Source organism: Pseudonocardia sp. Cha107L01, assembly GCF_052566575.1.
In genome coordinates this window covers 5,274,708-5,290,859 of record NZ_CP199579.1, presented here as the reverse complement: position 1 = coordinate 5,290,859, position 16,152 = coordinate 5,274,708, and the positions used below count along the sequence as shown (strand labels likewise).

Sequence of the window (16,152 nt, the reverse complement as noted above, 5' to 3'; positions counted from 1 at the left end):
CGCGGGACCAGGTTTCACCTCAGCCCGGCCCGGCCCGGTGCAGGACCTCGACCACGCCGCTCGAGCCGTCGACGCGGACGGTGTCGCCGTCGCGCAGGTCACGGGTGCCGCTGTGGGTACCGATCACGCAGGGCACGCCGAGCTCACGGGCGATGACGGCGCCGTGGCTGGCCATACCGCCGATGTCGATCACGAGGGTGCCGGCGACGGTCATCACCCGTGGACGGACCGGACGTCGCGGGGGCTCCCGACCACGATCGGGGACGCGGGCGGCTGCCCGGTCCAGGTCTCGGGGATGGTGACGCCGAGATGGCTCCGGTGCTGGCTCCGGCGCAGCGCGACCAGTTCCCGCAGGTCGTGGGCCGGCGGAGCGCCGTACAGGGCCCGCCGGACGTTGACCTCCGACAACTGCCCGTAGAACGAGTAGTTCATCGCGGTCAGCACGCCGGGCGCCGCCTCCGCCGAGTTGCCCCGGGTCCACAGAACTCCCGGCGGCGAGCTCTGGATGAGAGGGTCACCGTCCACCGAGGCCAGGGAGGCCGGCATCGCCACGCCCGAGGACCGGCCTGATCCACTCACGGCGCGATCGCCCAGGCCCGCTCAGGCCAGCTCCGGTTCCCGCGCGGGGACCCCGGCGGGGAGCTGCCGCTCCCGTTCCTCCTGGCCGATCGCCTTGAGCAGCGCGACCAGCATGACCACCGACCAGACGGAGAACACGGCCAGCGGGACCCAGAACGCGAACACCCCGTCCCAGGCGAACGGCCCGGTCTTGAAGAAGACGGTGAAACCGCCCGGCACGAAGCCGAGCGCGACCCAGATGTTGAAGTAGCCCAGCCAGCGCGGGAAGACCGGTTCCGGCCGGGTGTCGTTGAAGATGGCCACAGCGATCGCCACGTTCTGCACGATGGCCAGCGAGATCAGCCCGACGAAGGGGAGCCAGGCGGCGTCGGACAGCCCCTGGGTGACCTCGATGCTGCGCTGACCCGGCCGGAACGCCACCGCCTGCATCATCATCAGCGGGAACCCGAAGATCAGGGTGCCGACCGTGCCGGTGGTGAGCTGGATGTAGGACAGCGGGGCGACACTGCCCTCGATGCGCCTCATCTGCATCGAGATCACTATGACGAACGGGAACGCCAGCGGGACACCGAAGATCGAGATCAGCAGGCCGGCGCGGATCAGGTTCGTGTGCTGGGAGTAGAAGTCCGCGATCTGCTGCGCACTGTCGTTCGGCGACGGCGGCGGGACCAGGCCCGCGACAACACAGAATCCGATGCCGAACAAAACGAGGAAAACGATGCCGCTCCACGCGCACCACCGCTGAACCTTCGCGGTCATCGGACCGTCCTTCCGTTTCGATCTGCGGGTGAGACCTGTGGCTGAAGACCTGACGAGAAGTATGTGACAGTCACGTCTGAATATTTTGACAGTCACTTCTACTAGTGACTAGCATCACTGAGAAGGGAAGTCAACGAGAGCTGGATTCCATGACCGTTCGGCGTGTCACTCGGGTCATTCAATGGGGAACCGGCGCGGTCGGTCTGCACGCGTTGAACTTCGTCCTCGACCACAGCGAGCTCGAGCTCGTCGGCGTGAAGTGCCATACCGACGGCAAGGCCGGCAAGGACGCCGGGGAGATCGCCGGGCGTGCCCCGGTCGGTGTCCTGGCCACGAAGGACAGCGAGGCACTGCTGAGCCTCGAGGCCGATTGTGTGCTGTTCATGCCCCGGGACGTGACCCAGCTGGATCCGACCGTTCCGGACAGTCCGGGCCGGGAGTGGGTCGACGCGGTCATCCCGATCCTCACCAGCGGCAAGAACGTCGTCAGCTCGGTCGCGTCCGGCATGCACTGGGCACAGCTGGCGCACGGTGCGCAGCTGCGGGACGAGTTGGCCGAGGCCTGCGAGAAGGGCTCGTCGAGCATCTACTTCACCGGCATCGATCCGGGATTCGTCACCGACGCCCTGGCGATCACCATGTCGAGTGTGGCCGGGCGGATCGAGCAGGTCCGCACCTGGGAGTTCATCGACTACTCGAACTATCCGGTGCCGGAGGTGATGCTGGGGATGGGCTACGGGCGGCTGCCGGAGGACATCCCCAGAACCGCGGCGGCGGTGCTGCGGGCCGGGTGGGGCGGGGCCATCTACTCGATGGCTGACGCCCTCGGCGCGGTCGTCGAGGAGGTCGTGCTCGACGTCGACCACTTCCTGTCCCCGAGGACCGTGACCGTGGCGAGCGGCCTCGAGATCAAGGAGGGCCGGATCGGCGCACTGCGCTGGTCACTGACCGGAATGGTCGCCGGCAAGCCGCGACTGGTCATCAACCACGTCAACCGGATGGGCCCGGAAATGGCGCCGGACTGGCCGAACCTGGGCACCCAGGGCGGGTACCGCATCGAGATCGACGGCTTCCCGCCGTACCGGGGCGACTTCCCGCTCGCCACGCCGGGCGGTACCGGCTACAGCCTCGACGACGCGGTCGTGATGACCGCCGCGCGGTGTGTGAATGCCATTGACGCCGTGGTCCGCGCGACCCCCGGCTACAAGACCGTCAACGACCTTCCGGCATTCGGTGCCCGGTACGGCCTGCTCAGCTGAGCGCCGATGCTCGGGCCTCGTTGTTCCACATCCGGAATGTCGTGCACATTCCCTCGCCGTTCAGCGTGACGACCCAGAGGTTGTCGAAGGTGCCCAGCTTCTCGTACACACCCAGGCCCCGGACGGCGAACGTGTCGCCCTTGACGGCCAGGAGGTTCCAGCTGACCTTCCAGCCGCCCTCCTGCCACGGCACCCGCGCGGTCCAGCCCTCCTTGATCTCGGCGAGGCCGACCCACGAGGTGTCGTACGGCCACTCGTAGGACTCGGCGTCCTCGGCGAAGATCCCCTCGAGATCTCTCGGACTGGCGCTGCTCCAGGCCCGCAGGTAGCCGGCGAGACACCCACTCCCGCCGCTCAGTGCGCGGCGTGCAGGGAGCCCAGGATGGCGATGGCGTCCGCGCTCCGGCTGCCCGGCTCGGGCGTCCCGACGAGGAGTTGCTGACCGGGCGCATCCTGCACACCGAACGTCTGGTACGTCAGCTCGACCCGGCCGACCTCCGGATGGACGAAGACCTTGTAGGCGCGGGTCAAGCCACTCACCTCCTGGTCGTCCCACAGGGAACGGAACTCAGGAAATTCCTTCATCTCATCCACGAGCGCGCATATTTCGGGGTCGCGGGGGTTGTGGCCGGCATTCAGCCGCAATGCATGGACGGTGGCCCGCACCACGAGGGGCCACTCGACAAAAACTGTCCGCGCCTCCGGGTGCTGGAAGAGTACTCGCAACATATTGTCGGTCCCCGCGAAAGGCGACATCAATGCGGCGGCGATGGCATTCTTGGCCAGCACGGTGAACGACGGGCTGAGAACGTACGCGGCCGCGGCGGGAAACGAGTCCAGTAGTTGGAGCAACGCCGGGTCGACGAGCTCGCGCGAGCTGACCGGTGTCAGATTCGGGTTCAGCCCCGCGAGCCGGTAGATGTGCCCGCGCGCGTCGGCGTCGAGCTGCAGTGCCCTGCCGATCGCGTCCAGCACCTGGGCCGACGGGTTCCGCTCGCGGCCCTGCTCGAGTCGTGCGTAGTAGTCGGCACTGACGCCGGCGAGCACGGCCACTTCCTCACGGCGGAGCCCGGCGACTCTGCGGCTGCCGCCTCCGTGCAGGCCGGCGACCGCCGGGTCCACGCGCGCGCGGTTGGCACGGAGGAAGTCGCCGAGCCCGTTGTTCGATGTGGACGGCACGCCAGCCAGCATATCGGCCGCCGGCCGCCGCTCAGGCCGACGGAAGCTTCAGTACTTGTTTCGCGATGATGTTGCGCTGCACCTCGCTGGAACCGCCGTAGATCGTGCTCGGTTTGGCCCGGTAGTAGGCGCTGAGCACGGGAACCAGCTCACCCCCGAGCTCCACCGCCCCGGCGCAGCCACCGGCCGGGCCGGCGACCTCGATCACGAGGTCGGCGATCCGCTGGAACGTCTCGGTCGCCCAGAGCTTCAGCATCGAGACGTCCGGACCCAGCTCCTCGCCGCGTTCCAGGCGAAGCGCGAACTCCTCGTACACGGCGGTCAGGTGCTCCACGTCCAGCCGTAGCCCCGCGATCTGGTCGGTGAACGCGGTGTCGTCGGCGAGCCCCCGGGCACCGGCCACCTGCTCGAGCAGCCGCAGCCCCGACGTCGGCAGCGCCGGGCTGCCCACGTGGATGCGCTCGAACCCGAGCACCGACTTCGCCACCGTCCAGCCCTGGTTGACCGCGCCGACCAGGTTGTCGCCGGGGATCCGGACCCGGTCGAGGAAGACCTCGCACAGTTCCTCCTCCCCCGCCATGTCCCGGATCTTCCGGATGGTGACACCGGGCATGGCCAGGTCGAGCAGGAAGAAACTGATCTGCGCCTGCTTCGCACCGGCCGACCCGGTCCGGGCCAGCAGGAACATGTGCGTGACGTCGTAGGCCATGGTGGTCCAGATCTTGGTGCCGTCGACCACCCAGTCCGCGCCGTCGGGCGTCGCGGTCGTGCGGAGTCCGGCCAGGTCCGAGCCGGCTTCCGGCTCGGAGTAGCCCTGGCAGTAGCGCTGCTCGCAACGCAGGATCGGCGGCAGCAGCCGACGTTGCTGCGCGGGTGTCCCGTACCGGATCAGGACGGGTCCGATCATGCGGATCCCGTGGTCCTGGAACCGGGCGATCCCCCACCGCTCCTGTTCCTCCAGGAAGATCAGCAACTTGGCCGGCGCGAGCCCCATGCCGCCGAACTCGACGGGCCAGCTCGGCGCGATCCAGCCCTTGCGTGCCATCCGCAGGTACCAGTCGTCCTGCTCGCTCCAGAGCAGCCGGCGCGACGGGTAGCGCAGGTGTGCCGGGTAGTGCTGCTCGAAGTCCGACCGCACCAACGTCCGGAACTCCTCGTTGCCCAGCGCGTTCCAGTCCTGCTCCGGCGCAACGCCATAACTGGTCACGAGGCCACCCGCCGGTACTCCGCCGGCGCCGCCGCCATCTCGGCGCCGAGCCGCCCGTGGCGGCGGGTGTGCGCGCGGGCGTTGCCCAGCCAGGCCGCGAGGACCAGCGCCCGGTTGACGTACCCGCCGAGCTCGTACTCGTCGGTGAAACCGATGGCGCCGTGCAGCTGCACGGCCTCGTTCCCGACCCGCAGCGCCGCCGAGGAAGCCCTGGACTTCGCGCTGCTCGCGGCCAGCGCCAGCGTGTCCGGGCCGACCCCGTCCGAGCAGGCCCGCCGCAGTGCGCTGTGCACCGCGGCGCTGGTGAGCCGCTGCTGGACCCACAGGTCGACGGCGCGGTGCCGCAGCGCCTGGAAACTGCCGATCGGCCGGCCGAACTGGCGGCGGGTGGACAGGTAGCTCAGCGTCAGCTCGAGCATCCGGTCGATCAACCCGAGCAGCTCGGCGGCGCAGACCAGGGTGCCGGTGTCGACCGCCGAGTTCAGGGCGTCGCGCGCCGCCGTCCCGCCGCCCAGTACCGCGCTGCCGGGCAGCCGGACGCCGTCGAGGTCGAGGCGGGCCCAGCGGGTGCCGTCGGCCGCGCGCCGCGGCGCCACGGTCATCCCCCGGGTGCCCCGATCGACCCGGACCAGCACGATCTCCCCGGCGTACCTAACCGCGACCAGGTACGCGTCGGCCGCATCGGTCGGGACCCAGGACACGCTGCCGCTCAGCACCAGGCCGTCGCCGTCGGGCCGCGCCTCGACCGGCAGGTCCCCGGCCACCACCCGGGTGTCGCACTCGCCGCGCTCGGACTGCCAGGCCAACACCGCGAGCGTGTCCCCCTCGATCACCTCGGCCAGCAGTGCCCGTACCGGTGCGCTGTCGGCGAGACCGGTCAGGCAGCGCGGCACCATGACGCCGGCCGCCACGAAGGGCTCGCGGCGGCAGGCGGCGCCCATACCGAGGGCGACCACCGCGGCGGCCCGCTCGTCCGCCCCCGCGCCGCCCCGCTCCGCATCGACCAGCAGGGACAGCCAGCCCAGTTCGGCGTAGCGGCGCCAGCGGGCGCGGTCCGGACCGGTCGGGGCGGCGGCCGGCTGATCACCGGCTTGGTCCGCCACCGCGGCGCGCACCACCGAGGCGAGATCGGCCAGCAGTTCGTCGAGCTCGCTGTCCGCGTCCGTCAGCGCGGCGCCCGCCGCCTCAGGCATTCGCCTGTTCCCGCAGGTGCGCGGAGGCCTCGTCGTCGGCCCGTCGCCACAGCTCGATCGCCAGCGGCTGCTCGCTCTCCTCGAGGATGTGGCCCACCAGGCCGATGGCCCGCGCCATCACCCCCAGCCCCCGCACCGCCTTGACCGGCAGCCCGAGCTCCCCGCACAGCGCGCCGATCGCCCCGGTGGCGTTGACCGGCAGCGCCCGGCCCATGACCCGTTCCGCCTCCCGCCCGACCAGCTCCATCAGCTCGACGTAGCGGCCGCGCAGGCCGCACTCGGCGGCGATCTCGAACAGTCGCGGGGTGCGCGGGTCGATCGGCTTGTGGAACGGGTGCCCCAGCCCGGGTACCAACTCGCGGCGCTCCCGGTGCGCGGCCACGATGCGCGCCGCGGCCCGCTCCAGGTCGAGGGTCCCGTCGTCGCCGTCCAGCTCGTCGGCGAGCATCTTCGCCGCGCCCTCGGTCGTGCCGACGAAAACACTGCCGAGGCCGCACAGCCCCGCGGCCACCGCCGCCTGCATCGCCTCCGGCGCGCCCGCGTAGGTCAGCCGCGCCGCGAGCGCGCTCGGGGTGAGCCCGTGCTCGACCAGCGTGATCAACACCGCGTTGTACACCCGGGCCTGCTCGGCCGTGGCCAGCCGACCGGTCAGCTGCAGGAACGAGAAGGCGGCCAGATCCATGTGACCGAGCACCTCGGTCGGCAGGTCACGGCCGCGGACCACGATCCGGTCGGCGGAGCTCCAGGCGATGTCCGACCGTATTTCCTTCGAACTTCTGGTCACCGGGACCTCCCGCGTCGCCGAGGTATCGAATTAGCCAATCATTGGTATGATTCGGTGTCAAGCTCGCGGCCTCCGGAGCGCGCCGACCGGAGATCACCGGTACCGAACCCCGGTCGCTGCGTAGGCTGAGGGCCGTGACCGAGGCCAGGCCGAGGGTCCGGGCTACCCGGCGCTCTTCCCGCGAGGTGCGGCGGCTGCTGCTGGCCGCGGCCCGGGAGTTGTTCGAGCAGCAGGGCTACCAGGCGACCACGACGCAGCAGATCGTGGCGCTCGCCCAGGTCGACGCCCCGACGCTCTACCGCCACTTCGCCTCCAAGGTCGAGCTGTTCGAGGTCGCCATCCTCGGGTCGTTCAAGGAGTTCCTGGCCAGCTACTTCGACGAATGGCGCGCCGCGCCGCCGGGCACCGGCGCACCCGACGAGCTGATCGGCCGATTCGTCGAGGGGTTCTTCGCGGTGATCGAACCGCACCGGGGTTCGATTCGCCTGCTGCTGTCGGCCAGCCAGGACAGCGACGAGCTGGGCGTGCTCGCGCGGGAGGTCGCCCGCCAGCTCAGCGAGGGGCTCATCTCCATCCGGGAGATCCTGGTCGACGAAGCCCGCGAGCAGGGGTACCGGGGCATCCACACACCCGATGCGACGATCGCGGCCGCCACCGGCATGGTGCTCTCGATGACACTGTTCGAGGACTGGGTGTTCCCCGCCGGCCCCCTGCCCAGCCGGGCGGAACGCATCGACGAAATCACCGCACTGCTCCTGCACGGCATCGCGCACCGGCCGCGCTAGTGCCCCGCGCCGGAAATCTGCGCAATAATTCCGGCGCCCAGATGGCGCCTGGCGGCGTTGCCGCCCTGGCGAATACGCCCGGTATGAGCTGCGGGCGGCGCCTTGCCAGCCACCATCTGAATCACCGGACTTATCACACGAATTTCCGGCGCGGGACACTAGTCCGTGTCTGCTAAATCCTGGGCGTTGAGTACTCGATGATCAGGCTCGTGTTTCGATCGAGTGCGATTTCTCTCGATCGACTCCTCCAACCGCAAAGTTGACTCAGGAGCCGGCGTCACCTTGACAATCTGTTCCACTCAGGCGTTCGGTGCTATCGCACCCGGGGAGTGTTGCTGTTTGTGGGCTCTCTGGCTCGTCGCCAGATAGCCGACGAAGCCGACGATGATTAGCGTCAGGGCCAAGGCTACCCATCCCGCGCCCAATCCGAGGCCGCTGTCGGCGCGGGAGGCGCCGAACCAGTCCGCGAACGACGCGCCGAGTGGACGTGTCAGGACATAGGCGAACCAGAAGGCCACAATCGCGTTCATGCCGAACCGCCAGTGGGCGATCGCCGGCACCGCGATGAGGACAGCGAACATGATGCCCGATGCAAGGAAACCTAATTTGAAGCTCACTGCGGTGAGATCACCCAAAGCGGTGCCGAGTGCGAATGTGAGAAACACCGTAATCCAGTAGAATGCTTCTCGACGTCGAGTGTGGATACTATGAATGGATAGAGTCTTCTCGCTCACATACCAGATCGCAAAGTTTACCGCCAGTGCGCTCGCATAGAACGTGCTGGATGCCCAGAGGGGGAGACCGATGAAGAATGCGATATCCGCGGCAATGGTACCAAAAAGGCTCACCGCGACGACGGCAAACCAGTACACCCACGGGATATATCGGCGAACGGCGAACTGAAAAATCAGCGCCAACACAAAGATGCCGACGTCCAAGCTGAGCGGGATAGCAAGACCAATGTCCGCGACGCCGGCTCCTCTGTTGAGCAGCCAGTCCGACGCGGACTCGCCCATACCGGTGGTCAGTACCTTGATGACCCAGAAGACGACGGTCACTTCTGGGACCTTGCTCCTTGCGAGTTGCGCGGAGACCAATGCCATCGCTGCCTCCCTCCGCGCGGGGAACCGCAATAAATCCACGCCGCAAAATGCGTGACGAGCCAAACCGGCGCCGGCCGGTGCTGTCATTTGGACGCTACTGACCGACCTACACCCCGTCAAGGACGATTCCGTCCGTAATGATGAGAGCTTAGCCACAGGCAAGCTCCCTTTGTAACCTTCCCGTACCGCGAACTCGAGGGTCCCGACCTAAGGAGCGGCACCGCCGGTCGCCATGCTGCGCGGCACCGGCCAGGCCGGCGACGACCCGATGCTGATCCCGCTGCCGGCCGACCACCACCGACACGATCACAGCCGCTATCGCCTAGTCCGCCGGGCCCGCGCGGCGCGGCGCTCTTGTGACCGCGAACACGCCGGTGTTAAGTTCAAACAACTGTCGCTTGTTATCGGACCGTTGCCCCACTTCGCCGACCGCGGAGGACCGAGTCGATGCCGACCATCACCCGCCCCGACTGGGCACTCGCCCCGACCGAACAGACGATCGCCGGCGTGATCTTCGGCCTGGCCGCACTGGCCGCGCTGGCCTACATGATCTACGTCGCGCGCGCCGAGCGGACGATGTGGCCGGTCTACCTGTTCCTCGGCTGCGGCCTCGGCGTGTTCTACGAGCCGATCAACAACGTGCTCGGGCACTGCACCTACCCGGAGATCGGCCAGTTCACCTGGATCAGCACGTTCGGCCGGGACATCCCGGTCTACATCGGCTTCGTGTACTTCTTCTACTTCTCCGCCTCGATCCTGTGGATCTCCCGGCGCATCGCGGCCGGTATCACGGCGCGACAGTGGTGGACCTACTACGCGGTGTTCACCGTGCTGGTCACCTGCTTCGAGTTCGTCCCGATCCACCGCGGCTGGTGGCAGTACTACGGCGACAACCAGGCACTGCGGGTACTCGGCTTCCCGATGTGGTGGTGGGTGCTCAACTCGTTCTGCCTATTCGTCATCGCCACGCTGTTCCACCACCTGCGGGCGCGCCTCCTGACCCGCCGGACCAGCGTGCTGCTGATCCCGATGGTGCCGTTGGCCCTGTTCGCGGTACACGGCGCGGCCGCGATCCCGATCTTCACCGCGCTGAACAGCACCGACAACCGGGTGATCACCACCCTCGCCTCGCTGGCCTCCATGCTGCTCGCGTTGACCGGCATGTGGCTGGCCGGCAAGGCCGCCGTGGGCCAGCGCGCACCCGTGCCGCCGCCCGCGCCCGTTCCCCGCGTGACGGCCCCGGTCGCCAGGGCCTGACCTACCCACCGCGCTGACGCACCCCCACCGCGACACCGAAAGGGAAAGATCCATGACGCTGCCGAGTTCCGCCCGTTCGACGATGACGCCGGTCTCGGAGGTGCTCGATGCGGACGGCGGGCCGGCCATCCCGCCGGTGTTGCGGGAGGAGTCGCCCCGCTCGTTCGGCACCGACGACCTGAACGTCGACCGCTACCTCTCGCGGGAGTTCCTGGAGCTGGAGTACAACAAGCTGTGGTCGCGGGTGTGGCAGTGGGCCTGCACCGAGGACGACATCCCGAACGTCGGCGACCACACCGTCTACGAGATCGGTGACCGGTCGGTGTTGCTGGTGCGCTCCGAGCCGGACCGGATCCAGGCGTTCTACAACTCCTGCCAACACCGCGGCCGACTGCTCGCCGACGGGCCGGGCCAGGCCGCCTCGTTCGTCTGCCAGTTCCACGCCTGGACCTACAACCTGGACGGGTCGCTGAAGAGCCTGCCCTGTGAATGGGACTTCCCGCAGGTCGAGGCCGACCGCGCCCGGTTCGGCCTGCGCCAGGTCCGCGCCGAGCGGTACGGCGGCTTCGTCTTCATCAACTTCGACGACCGGGCCGCCCCGCTGGCCGACTCACTCGACGTGATCCCGGAGCACTTCAAGCATTTCCCGCTGGAGCACCGCTTCGCCGTCGCCAACGTCAGCAAGATCCTGCCGATCAACTGGAAAGCCGGCATGGAGGCCTTCCTGGAGTCCTACCACGTGGTGGCCACCCACATGCAGGCCCTGGAGTTCACCGGCGACGCGAACACCCAGTACGACATCTGGGACACCGTCAGCCGCCTCTACACGGTGACCGGGGTGCCCAGCCCGCACCTGTCGCAGGACTACACGGAGGCGGACATCTTCGAGGCGGCGGCGGCGGCCTTCGCGCCGCCGGGGGCGGAGATCCCGCCGCTGCCCGAGGGCGCCACCGCGCGCGGGGTGCTGGCGGCGATGACCCGGCAGATGATCGGCCCGATGGTCGGGCTGGACCTCGGCGGCCGCTCGGACACCGAGGTGCTCGACTCCATCGAGTACTTCGTGTTCCCGAACTGGTTCCCGTGGGCCGGCATCGCCCAGGGCCTGCAGTACCGCTTCCGGCCGAACGGGATGGACCCGGACAGCTGCATCTTCGACGTGAAGCTGTTGCTGCCGTTCAACCCCGACGGACCGCGCCCACCCAGCGCGCCGCTGCGCACCCTGGCCACCGAGGAGTCGTTCACCCTGGTGCCCGAGCTCGGCCTGTTCGGTCAGATCTTCGACCAGGACTTCAGCAACATGGCCGCCATCCAGAAGGGCATGAAGACCCACGGCAAACCCGGCGTCACCCTGGCCGAGTACCAGGAGGCCCGGATCCGGCACTTTCACCAGCTGCTGGACAAGTGGCTGGAACTCTGAGGCCGCGCGCTCAGTTCAGCAGGTCGAGCACGGTGCGCCGGGCCGCGCCGCTGATCAGGTAGTCCTCGGATCCCTCGAGGTGCCGCGTCCACAGGTCCCGCGCGCCGGCCACGTCGCCCTTCTCGATCAGGTCGACCAGCTGCTCGTGGGTCCGGTGGCCGCTGCGCAGCGCCCGCCGCGTCGTCGGGCTGCTCGGGTCCGCGACGACCTGCTCCTCGCTGGCCAGCTCGATGATGTGCCGCACCAGGTCGGTCAGCAGCGCCACGGTCTGGTTGCCGGCGAGCTGGGCGATGAGGGCGTGGAAGCCCATCAGGGCGCGGATGGCCTCCACCGCGTCGGTGTCCGGGGTGGCGGTGCCGCGCAGCGCCTCGCGCAGCTGGGCCACGTCCGCGCCGGTGGCGTTCTTCGCCAGCCGGGCCGCGCAGGCCGGTTCGATCATGGCTCGAGCCTGGTAGACGTCGGCGAGTGTGGTGCCCCGGGACTGCAGCACGACGGCGGCGTTGCGGGCGGCCACCGCGCCGTCCGGGCGGTGCACGACCGCGCCGCCGTGCACGCCACGCCGGACCGTCAGCAGGCCCTCCGCCTCGAGTACCCGGAAGGCCTCCCGCAGCGTCTGGCGGGCGACGCCGAATCGCTCCATCAGCACCGACTCCGGCGGCAGGGTCTCGCCGTCGGACATGTCACCGATGATGTGCCGACGCAGCTGAGCGCCGACCAGGTCGGCGGCGCGCGGCGTCCGGACCGTGCGGAACGCGCTCCCACCGGACCTGGTGCCCCCAGCCGGCCGGGACCCGCTGCCGGTCTCGGGGCTCGTCGACATGGGCAACCTCTCCACTGACTTCCGCCGCCGGCGCCATGATGATCGGCCCGATGACCGGCCCGGATGATCGGCTGGGCGACGGACGTCATCATGGCTCACCCGGTCCCGTCGAGGAAAGGGGGCCGGGCACAGGCTGGCGGGTCACTGGGCTGGTGCCCCGAGAAGGAGGTCGGCAAGCCGGTGCAGCGAACCCAGCATGGCCGGCAGGACTATCCCGTACTCGTTCGTGAGCTCGTTCATGAGATGGCCTCCCGCTGCTCGGGTTCGCTGACCGTTTCGGCCACGACGGTTTCGGCCACGACCGGTTCGCGCGTGACAGCCCGGTCGAGCACGGTGACCATTCCGGTGCTCCCGTCGACCCTGATCAGGTCACCGGTGCGCAGCAGCCGGGTGCCGTCCCGGGTGTTGATCACGCACGGGATACCCAGCTCACGTGCCGCGATCGCCCCGTGGCTGATCACCCCGCCGATGTCGATCACCATTGCTTCGGCGACGAGGAACAGCGTGACCCAGCTCGGGTTGGTGGTCTCGCAGACCAGGATCTCCCCCGGTTGGAGCTGGTCCTCCTCGCTGTCCCGCACCACCCGGGCGGTGCCGACCACGACGCCGGGCGCCACCCCGATACCGCGCAGAGTGACCGGCCCGTCCCGGTGTTCCGCCGGTACTTCGAGCGGCAGCGGCTCGGGCACGCCCTTCCAGTAGTCCGGCAGCCGGACCAGCTGGCACTCGCGGTAGAACTGCTTGCGCGCCTCGATCACCGCCGCGGCGTCGGTCGGCAACGTCCCGGCCAGCTCGGCCCTGGTGAGGAAGAAGACGTCGTCGGCGGCCTCGATGACACCGGCGCGGGCGAGCTCGCGCCCGGCGACCCGGGCACCGAGGCGCGCCACGTCGATGGCCTGGATGTACGCCGTCTTACCGGTCTCGCGCAGCGGCACGAAGTACGCGGCGCCCTTGAGCGCGGCCCTGGCGAGCGGGCGGCGCCACCTCGGCAGCCCGGCGAGCAGCCGCAGCTCGGTCGAGCGGCGCGACTCGACCTGCCGGCGCTGGCGCTGCTCCGGCCGCTCGGACTCGGGCAGGCTCCGGTACGCCTCGAGCAGCGACTCGACCTGCCCCCGGTCCTCCCGCCAGGACGGTCGGGACAGGTCACCGGAGGAGGAGCCGTGCGACCCGTGCCGGCGCACGAACTCCTCGAGCGAGGCGCCCTCCCGGCCCACCCGCCACAGATCGCTGAGCAGCAGGGTCTCCTCGAGGCCGCCGTACCCGGTGATCAGCTCCGCCTCCGCGCCGGGCATCCCGGCCAGCGTCGCCAGCCTGCTCACCTGCTCGTAGCAGCCCTGGGCCATCATCGTGATCAGCCCGTGGGCGCCGATGACCGGCTGGAACCGGCGGCAGGCCTCGTCGAACAGCGCCCGCGCGGCGTCCAGGCCGGTGGGCGGATCGGCGACCACGGCCGTCCACCAGCGGTCCAGCTCCACCCGGTCCCTGCGCTGTGCCCGCGAGGACCGCCAGGCCGCGTACGGCATCTTCACCGCGGTGATCGGGTAGCGGGCGCGGCGGGGCCGGTTCCGCTCACCGGAGCGCACCATGCCGAAGATCTGCTCCTCGAACGAGTCGCCGGAGCTGCCGGGCATCCGGTCGGCGAGGTCACGGAACCTGCTGATGTTGCCGGCCATCCGCCCGTAGAACATCCCCATGAACCGTTCGTCGGCGGTCCCGGACGGGTTGGCTCTGCTCGCCGCGACCGCGCCGATGTCCGAGGTGGTCCGCACCAGCGTGACGTCGGAGGTCTCCACCCAGAACGTCAGCCCGAGCGGTGTCTGCACCCCCGGGATCGCCTCGCCGAAGTTGCGCGTGGTCCACATGACGTCCGGGCCACTGTCCATGTGCATCGACGCGCGCGGGGCGCCACCGCCGATCTCGGCCCCCCACCCGAGGGCTCGGCGGCGCCTGCCCTTCACGACCGCCGCGGCGCGGCCGACGCGGCGAGGTCGGCGAACACCAGGTCGACGAGGTTGGGGAAGCGGGCGGACGAGGTCCAGCCGCCGTCGATGCGCAGCTCAGCGCCGTTGACGAAGCCCGACTCGTCGCTGGCCAGGTAGGTGGCCATCCCAGCGATATCGTCGAGGGTGCCGTACCGGGTCAGCTGGGCCTCGGCCATCAGCGGACCGGCGACCGGGTGCGACTCGACCGCGGCGGCCAGCCCGTCGGCCAGCACCCGCAGATCATCGTGTTGACCCGGATGCCCTTCGGCCCGTAGTCGCAGGCCATCTGCCGGGTCAGTGCCCCATCGCGCCCTTGCAGGTGGAGTAGCCGGGCATCGACGGCACCCTCGGCCGCGAAGCGCCGTGCCATCGCATGGCCGAAGCCCTTCGTGGAGCCGGTGACGATCGTTGTCCTGCCGACCAACCGTTGAATCTGCGATACCATATCGGAAGTTTCACGGGTCGCAGGTAGCGTGTCAAGCGGCACATAACCCGCTCGGAAGGGACCGACGATGACTGACCGGGACACCTGGGGACCGCTGGCCGAACCGATCCATCCGCCGGTACCGGAGGGCCGCCCGCCGTGGAAGGACAGCGCCTTCCTCAGCTTCTGGGACGTCGAGCGGGAGGTCTACGGCTGCGCCCACGTGGCGACGTCGCCGAACGCACCGTCCAGCAGCACCCGGTTCGAGATCAACGTTCGGGGCCGCCGACTCCGGGTGATGGAAACACCCAGTTCAGAGACCTTCACCAGCGAATCGATCAATTTCGACCTCGACGGTGACATCACGGTCGACAGCCCGAGGGTGTCCGGCTCGTTCAGCGGCACCCCGCTGTTCGGCCTCGCCGACTACAGCACGGGCGGCCTGGTCCCGGCGATGGTCGAGGGCGAACCGTTGCAACACTTCCAGCAGCCGGCCCGCGTGCACGGGCGGTTCGTGCTGGACGGCGAGCAGGTCCTCGTGGACGGCGTCGGCTGGCGCGACCGCACGTGGGGATATCGCGATGAGTCCGCGAACTGGACCGAGTACGTCGCATTTCTGGCCATCTTCGACGACCGCGCCGTCACGGCGATGAAGTTCCGGTACCCGGACGGCCGGCTGGCGGCGGACGGGTTCGTGCTCGGCGCCATCGGCACCGAACCCGAGCTGATCACCGGTATCGAGGTGACCAGGGACGCCGAGGGACTGGCCGCCGCCGGCCGTTTCACCACCGAGGCCGGAACGAGCTGGCAGATCCGCTCGGAGGACCGGATCGGCGGCTTCTGGGTGCCGATGGGACATGAGCGGGTCGGCCCGACGATGAGCTCCTACGACGAGTTCACCCTGGTCAGCAGCCCCTGGGGCAAGGGCACCGGCACGCACCAGCACGGCGTCGTCCGCCAGCTGTACTGACCCTGGTCAGCCGGTGGCCGGATCGTCGCGCAGCGCCAGCGCGCCGAGCGCGATCGCCCCCACGTGCAGTGCGGCCAGCGCGACCGCGCCCAGCCTGGGCAGTTCGCCGCGCCGGACCGCGAGCACCCAGGCAGCCGCGTCGGCCACATCGACCGCGATACCGGTACGCAGGGCGAGCCGGCGCTGTTCGGACCCCGCCTCGGTGGCCATCAGCCAGCCGGCCAGCGCGACATCACGAGAGACGAAGAGCCGGAACCAGTAGTCCCTGGTCTGCTCGCTGTTGCGCGGCAGACCCAGAAGTTTGCAGGTCAGTGTGGGCACGAACCAGCCCGGCGCACCGACGCCCCGAACCACGGCGAGCGTCGTCGCGGCCCGCCTACCGGTGAGTGGCAACGTGTCCAACTCCTTTGGTCAAGGTCAACGTCGATCTTGCA

18 protein-coding genes are annotated in these 16,152 nt (G+C 69.5%); 5 read left to right on the top strand and 13 right to left on the bottom strand.

Features of this window, described 5'->3' with window-relative positions; all coding sequences use genetic code 11:
- Positions 1-19: 19 nt before the first annotated feature.
- From ACTXG6_RS24785 to ACTXG6_RS24775, 3 genes are read right to left on the bottom strand one after another with little or no spacing between them, the layout of a single operon-like run.
- Complete coding sequence (locus tag ACTXG6_RS24785; protein ID WP_445181760.1) at positions 20-214, bottom strand: PEP-utilizing enzyme; 195 nt, start codon at positions 212-214, stop codon at positions 20-22.
- Positions 214-579, bottom strand: coding sequence for a hypothetical protein (locus ACTXG6_RS24780; protein WP_445181759.1), 366 nt, complete (start codon positions 577-579; stop codon positions 214-216). Before ACTXG6_RS24780 ends, ACTXG6_RS24785 begins: the two co-directional genes overlap by 1 nt.
- A gap of 21 nt (positions 580-600) precedes the next feature.
- Positions 601-1,338, bottom strand: coding sequence for a hypothetical protein (locus ACTXG6_RS24775; RefSeq protein WP_445181758.1), 738 nt, complete (start codon positions 1,336-1,338; stop codon positions 601-603).
- A gap of 149 nt (positions 1,339-1,487) precedes the next feature.
- On the opposite strand from ACTXG6_RS24775, the gene ACTXG6_RS24770 reads away from it, so the two are divergent.
- Complete coding sequence (locus ACTXG6_RS24770; RefSeq protein ID WP_445181757.1) at positions 1,488-2,597, top strand: NAD(P)H-dependent amine dehydrogenase family protein; 1,110 nt, start codon at positions 1,488-1,490, stop codon at positions 2,595-2,597.
- Here the strand turns inward: ACTXG6_RS24770 and ACTXG6_RS24765 are convergent.
- The 5 genes from ACTXG6_RS24765 to ACTXG6_RS24745 all read right to left on the bottom strand — a co-directional run bounded on the left by ACTXG6_RS24765 (position 2,590) and on the right by ACTXG6_RS24745 (position 6,960).
- Positions 2,590-2,790 carry a hypothetical protein gene (locus ACTXG6_RS24765; protein ID WP_445181756.1) on the bottom strand — a complete coding sequence of 67 codons (201 nt, stop codon included), beginning with the start codon at positions 2,788-2,790 and terminating at the stop codon, positions 2,590-2,592. The genes ACTXG6_RS24770 and ACTXG6_RS24765 overlap by 8 nt on opposite strands.
- A 161-nt stretch (positions 2,791-2,951) precedes the next feature.
- A complete protein-coding gene (locus tag ACTXG6_RS24760) occupies positions 2,952-3,776 on the bottom strand; it encodes a helix-turn-helix domain-containing protein (RefSeq protein ID WP_445181755.1) in 825 nt (274 codons plus the stop codon).
- A gap of 31 nt (positions 3,777-3,807) precedes the next feature.
- Entirely contained in the window at positions 3,808-4,983 is a 1,176-nt protein-coding gene (locus ACTXG6_RS24755) for an acyl-CoA dehydrogenase family protein (protein ID WP_445181754.1), read from the bottom strand.
- Positions 4,980-6,176, bottom strand: a complete 1,197-nt coding sequence (locus tag ACTXG6_RS24750) for an acyl-CoA dehydrogenase family protein (protein WP_445181753.1) — start codon at positions 6,174-6,176, stop codon at positions 4,980-4,982. The genes ACTXG6_RS24755 and ACTXG6_RS24750 overlap by 4 nt, the downstream gene beginning before the upstream one ends.
- Entirely contained in the window at positions 6,169-6,960 is a 792-nt protein-coding gene (locus tag ACTXG6_RS24745) for a citryl-CoA lyase (protein WP_445181752.1), read from the bottom strand. Before ACTXG6_RS24745 ends, ACTXG6_RS24750 begins: the two co-directional genes overlap by 8 nt.
- Positions 6,961-7,094: 134 nt before the next feature.
- Here ACTXG6_RS24745 and ACTXG6_RS24740 point away from each other — a divergent pair, with 134 nt between their 5' ends.
- Positions 7,095-7,745 (top strand): TetR/AcrR family transcriptional regulator, encoded by a 651-nt coding sequence (locus tag ACTXG6_RS24740; RefSeq protein ID WP_445181751.1) that lies wholly within the window; start codon positions 7,095-7,097, stop codon positions 7,743-7,745.
- 299 nt (positions 7,746-8,044) lie between these two features.
- Here the strand turns inward: ACTXG6_RS24740 and ACTXG6_RS24735 are convergent, their stop codons facing one another.
- Positions 8,045-8,803, bottom strand: coding sequence for a COG4705 family protein (locus ACTXG6_RS24735; RefSeq protein ID WP_445181750.1), 759 nt, complete (start codon positions 8,801-8,803; stop codon positions 8,045-8,047).
- A gap of 492 nt (positions 8,804-9,295) precedes the next feature.
- Between ACTXG6_RS24735 and ACTXG6_RS24730 the strand changes: the two genes are divergently transcribed.
- On the top strand, positions 9,296-10,105 hold the full coding sequence (locus ACTXG6_RS24730) for a hypothetical protein (RefSeq protein WP_445181749.1): 810 nt from the start codon (positions 9,296-9,298) through the stop codon (positions 10,103-10,105).
- A 52-nt stretch (positions 10,106-10,157) separates the two neighbouring features.
- Positions 10,158-11,522, top strand: coding sequence for an aromatic ring-hydroxylating oxygenase subunit alpha (locus ACTXG6_RS24725; RefSeq protein ID WP_445181748.1), 1,365 nt, complete (start codon positions 10,158-10,160; stop codon positions 11,520-11,522).
- A gap of 10 nt (positions 11,523-11,532) precedes the next feature.
- Here the strand turns inward: ACTXG6_RS24725 and ACTXG6_RS24720 are convergent, their stop codons facing one another.
- The 3 genes from ACTXG6_RS24720 to ACTXG6_RS24710 all read right to left on the bottom strand — a co-directional run bounded on the left by ACTXG6_RS24720 (position 11,533) and on the right by ACTXG6_RS24710 (position 14,557).
- Complete coding sequence (locus tag ACTXG6_RS24720; RefSeq protein WP_445181747.1) at positions 11,533-12,342, bottom strand: FadR/GntR family transcriptional regulator; 810 nt, start codon at positions 12,340-12,342, stop codon at positions 11,533-11,535.
- Positions 12,343-12,578: 236 nt separating this feature from the next.
- Positions 12,579-14,300: a PEP-utilizing enzyme gene (locus ACTXG6_RS24715; RefSeq protein WP_445181746.1), complete on the bottom strand. Its 1,722-nt coding sequence runs from the start codon at positions 14,298-14,300 to the stop codon at positions 12,579-12,581.
- Positions 14,297-14,557: an SDR family oxidoreductase gene (locus tag ACTXG6_RS24710; RefSeq protein ID WP_445181745.1), complete on the bottom strand. Its 261-nt coding sequence runs from the start codon at positions 14,555-14,557 to the stop codon at positions 14,297-14,299. The genes ACTXG6_RS24715 and ACTXG6_RS24710 overlap by 4 nt, the downstream gene beginning before the upstream one ends.
- A 279-nt stretch (positions 14,558-14,836) precedes the next feature.
- Between ACTXG6_RS24710 and ACTXG6_RS24705 the strand changes: the two genes are divergently transcribed.
- Positions 14,837-15,718: a hypothetical protein gene (locus ACTXG6_RS24705; protein WP_445181744.1), complete on the top strand. Its 882-nt coding sequence runs from the start codon at positions 14,837-14,839 to the stop codon at positions 15,716-15,718.
- 6 nt (positions 15,719-15,724) lie between these two features.
- On the opposite strand, the gene ACTXG6_RS24700 is transcribed toward ACTXG6_RS24705, so the two are convergent.
- Positions 15,725-16,111, bottom strand: coding sequence for a hypothetical protein (locus tag ACTXG6_RS24700; protein ID WP_445181743.1), 387 nt, complete (start codon positions 16,109-16,111; stop codon positions 15,725-15,727).
- Between the last annotated feature and the right edge of the window lie 41 nt (positions 16,112-16,152).

Bases quoted from the DNA above. Each gene is read 5' to 3' on its own strand.
- ACTXG6_RS24775 (WP_445181758.1), bottom strand. From the start codon at position 1,338: ATGACCGCGAAGGTTCAGCGGTGGTGCGCGTGGAGCGGCATCGTTTTC.
- ACTXG6_RS24750 (WP_445181753.1), bottom strand. From the start codon at position 6,176: ATGCCTGAGGCGGCGGGCGCCGCGCTGACGGACGCGGACAGCGAGCTC.
- ACTXG6_RS24730 (WP_445181749.1), top strand. From the start codon at position 9,296: ATGCCGACCATCACCCGCCCCGACTGGGCACTCGCCCCGACCGAACAG.
- ACTXG6_RS24725 (WP_445181748.1), top strand. From the start codon at position 10,158: ATGACGCTGCCGAGTTCCGCCCGTTCGACGATGACGCCGGTCTCGGAG.
- ACTXG6_RS24705 (WP_445181744.1), top strand. From the start codon at position 14,837: ATGACTGACCGGGACACCTGGGGACCGCTGGCCGAACCGATCCATCCG.
- ACTXG6_RS24720 (WP_445181747.1), bottom strand. From the start codon at position 12,342: ATGTCGACGAGCCCCGAGACCGGCAGCGGGTCCCGGCCGGCTGGGGGC.
- ACTXG6_RS24770 (WP_445181757.1), top strand. From the start codon at position 1,488: ATGACCGTTCGGCGTGTCACTCGGGTCATTCAATGGGGAACCGGCGCG.
- ACTXG6_RS24785 (WP_445181760.1), bottom strand. From the start codon at position 214: ATGACCGTCGCCGGCACCCTCGTGATCGACATCGGCGGTATGGCCAGC.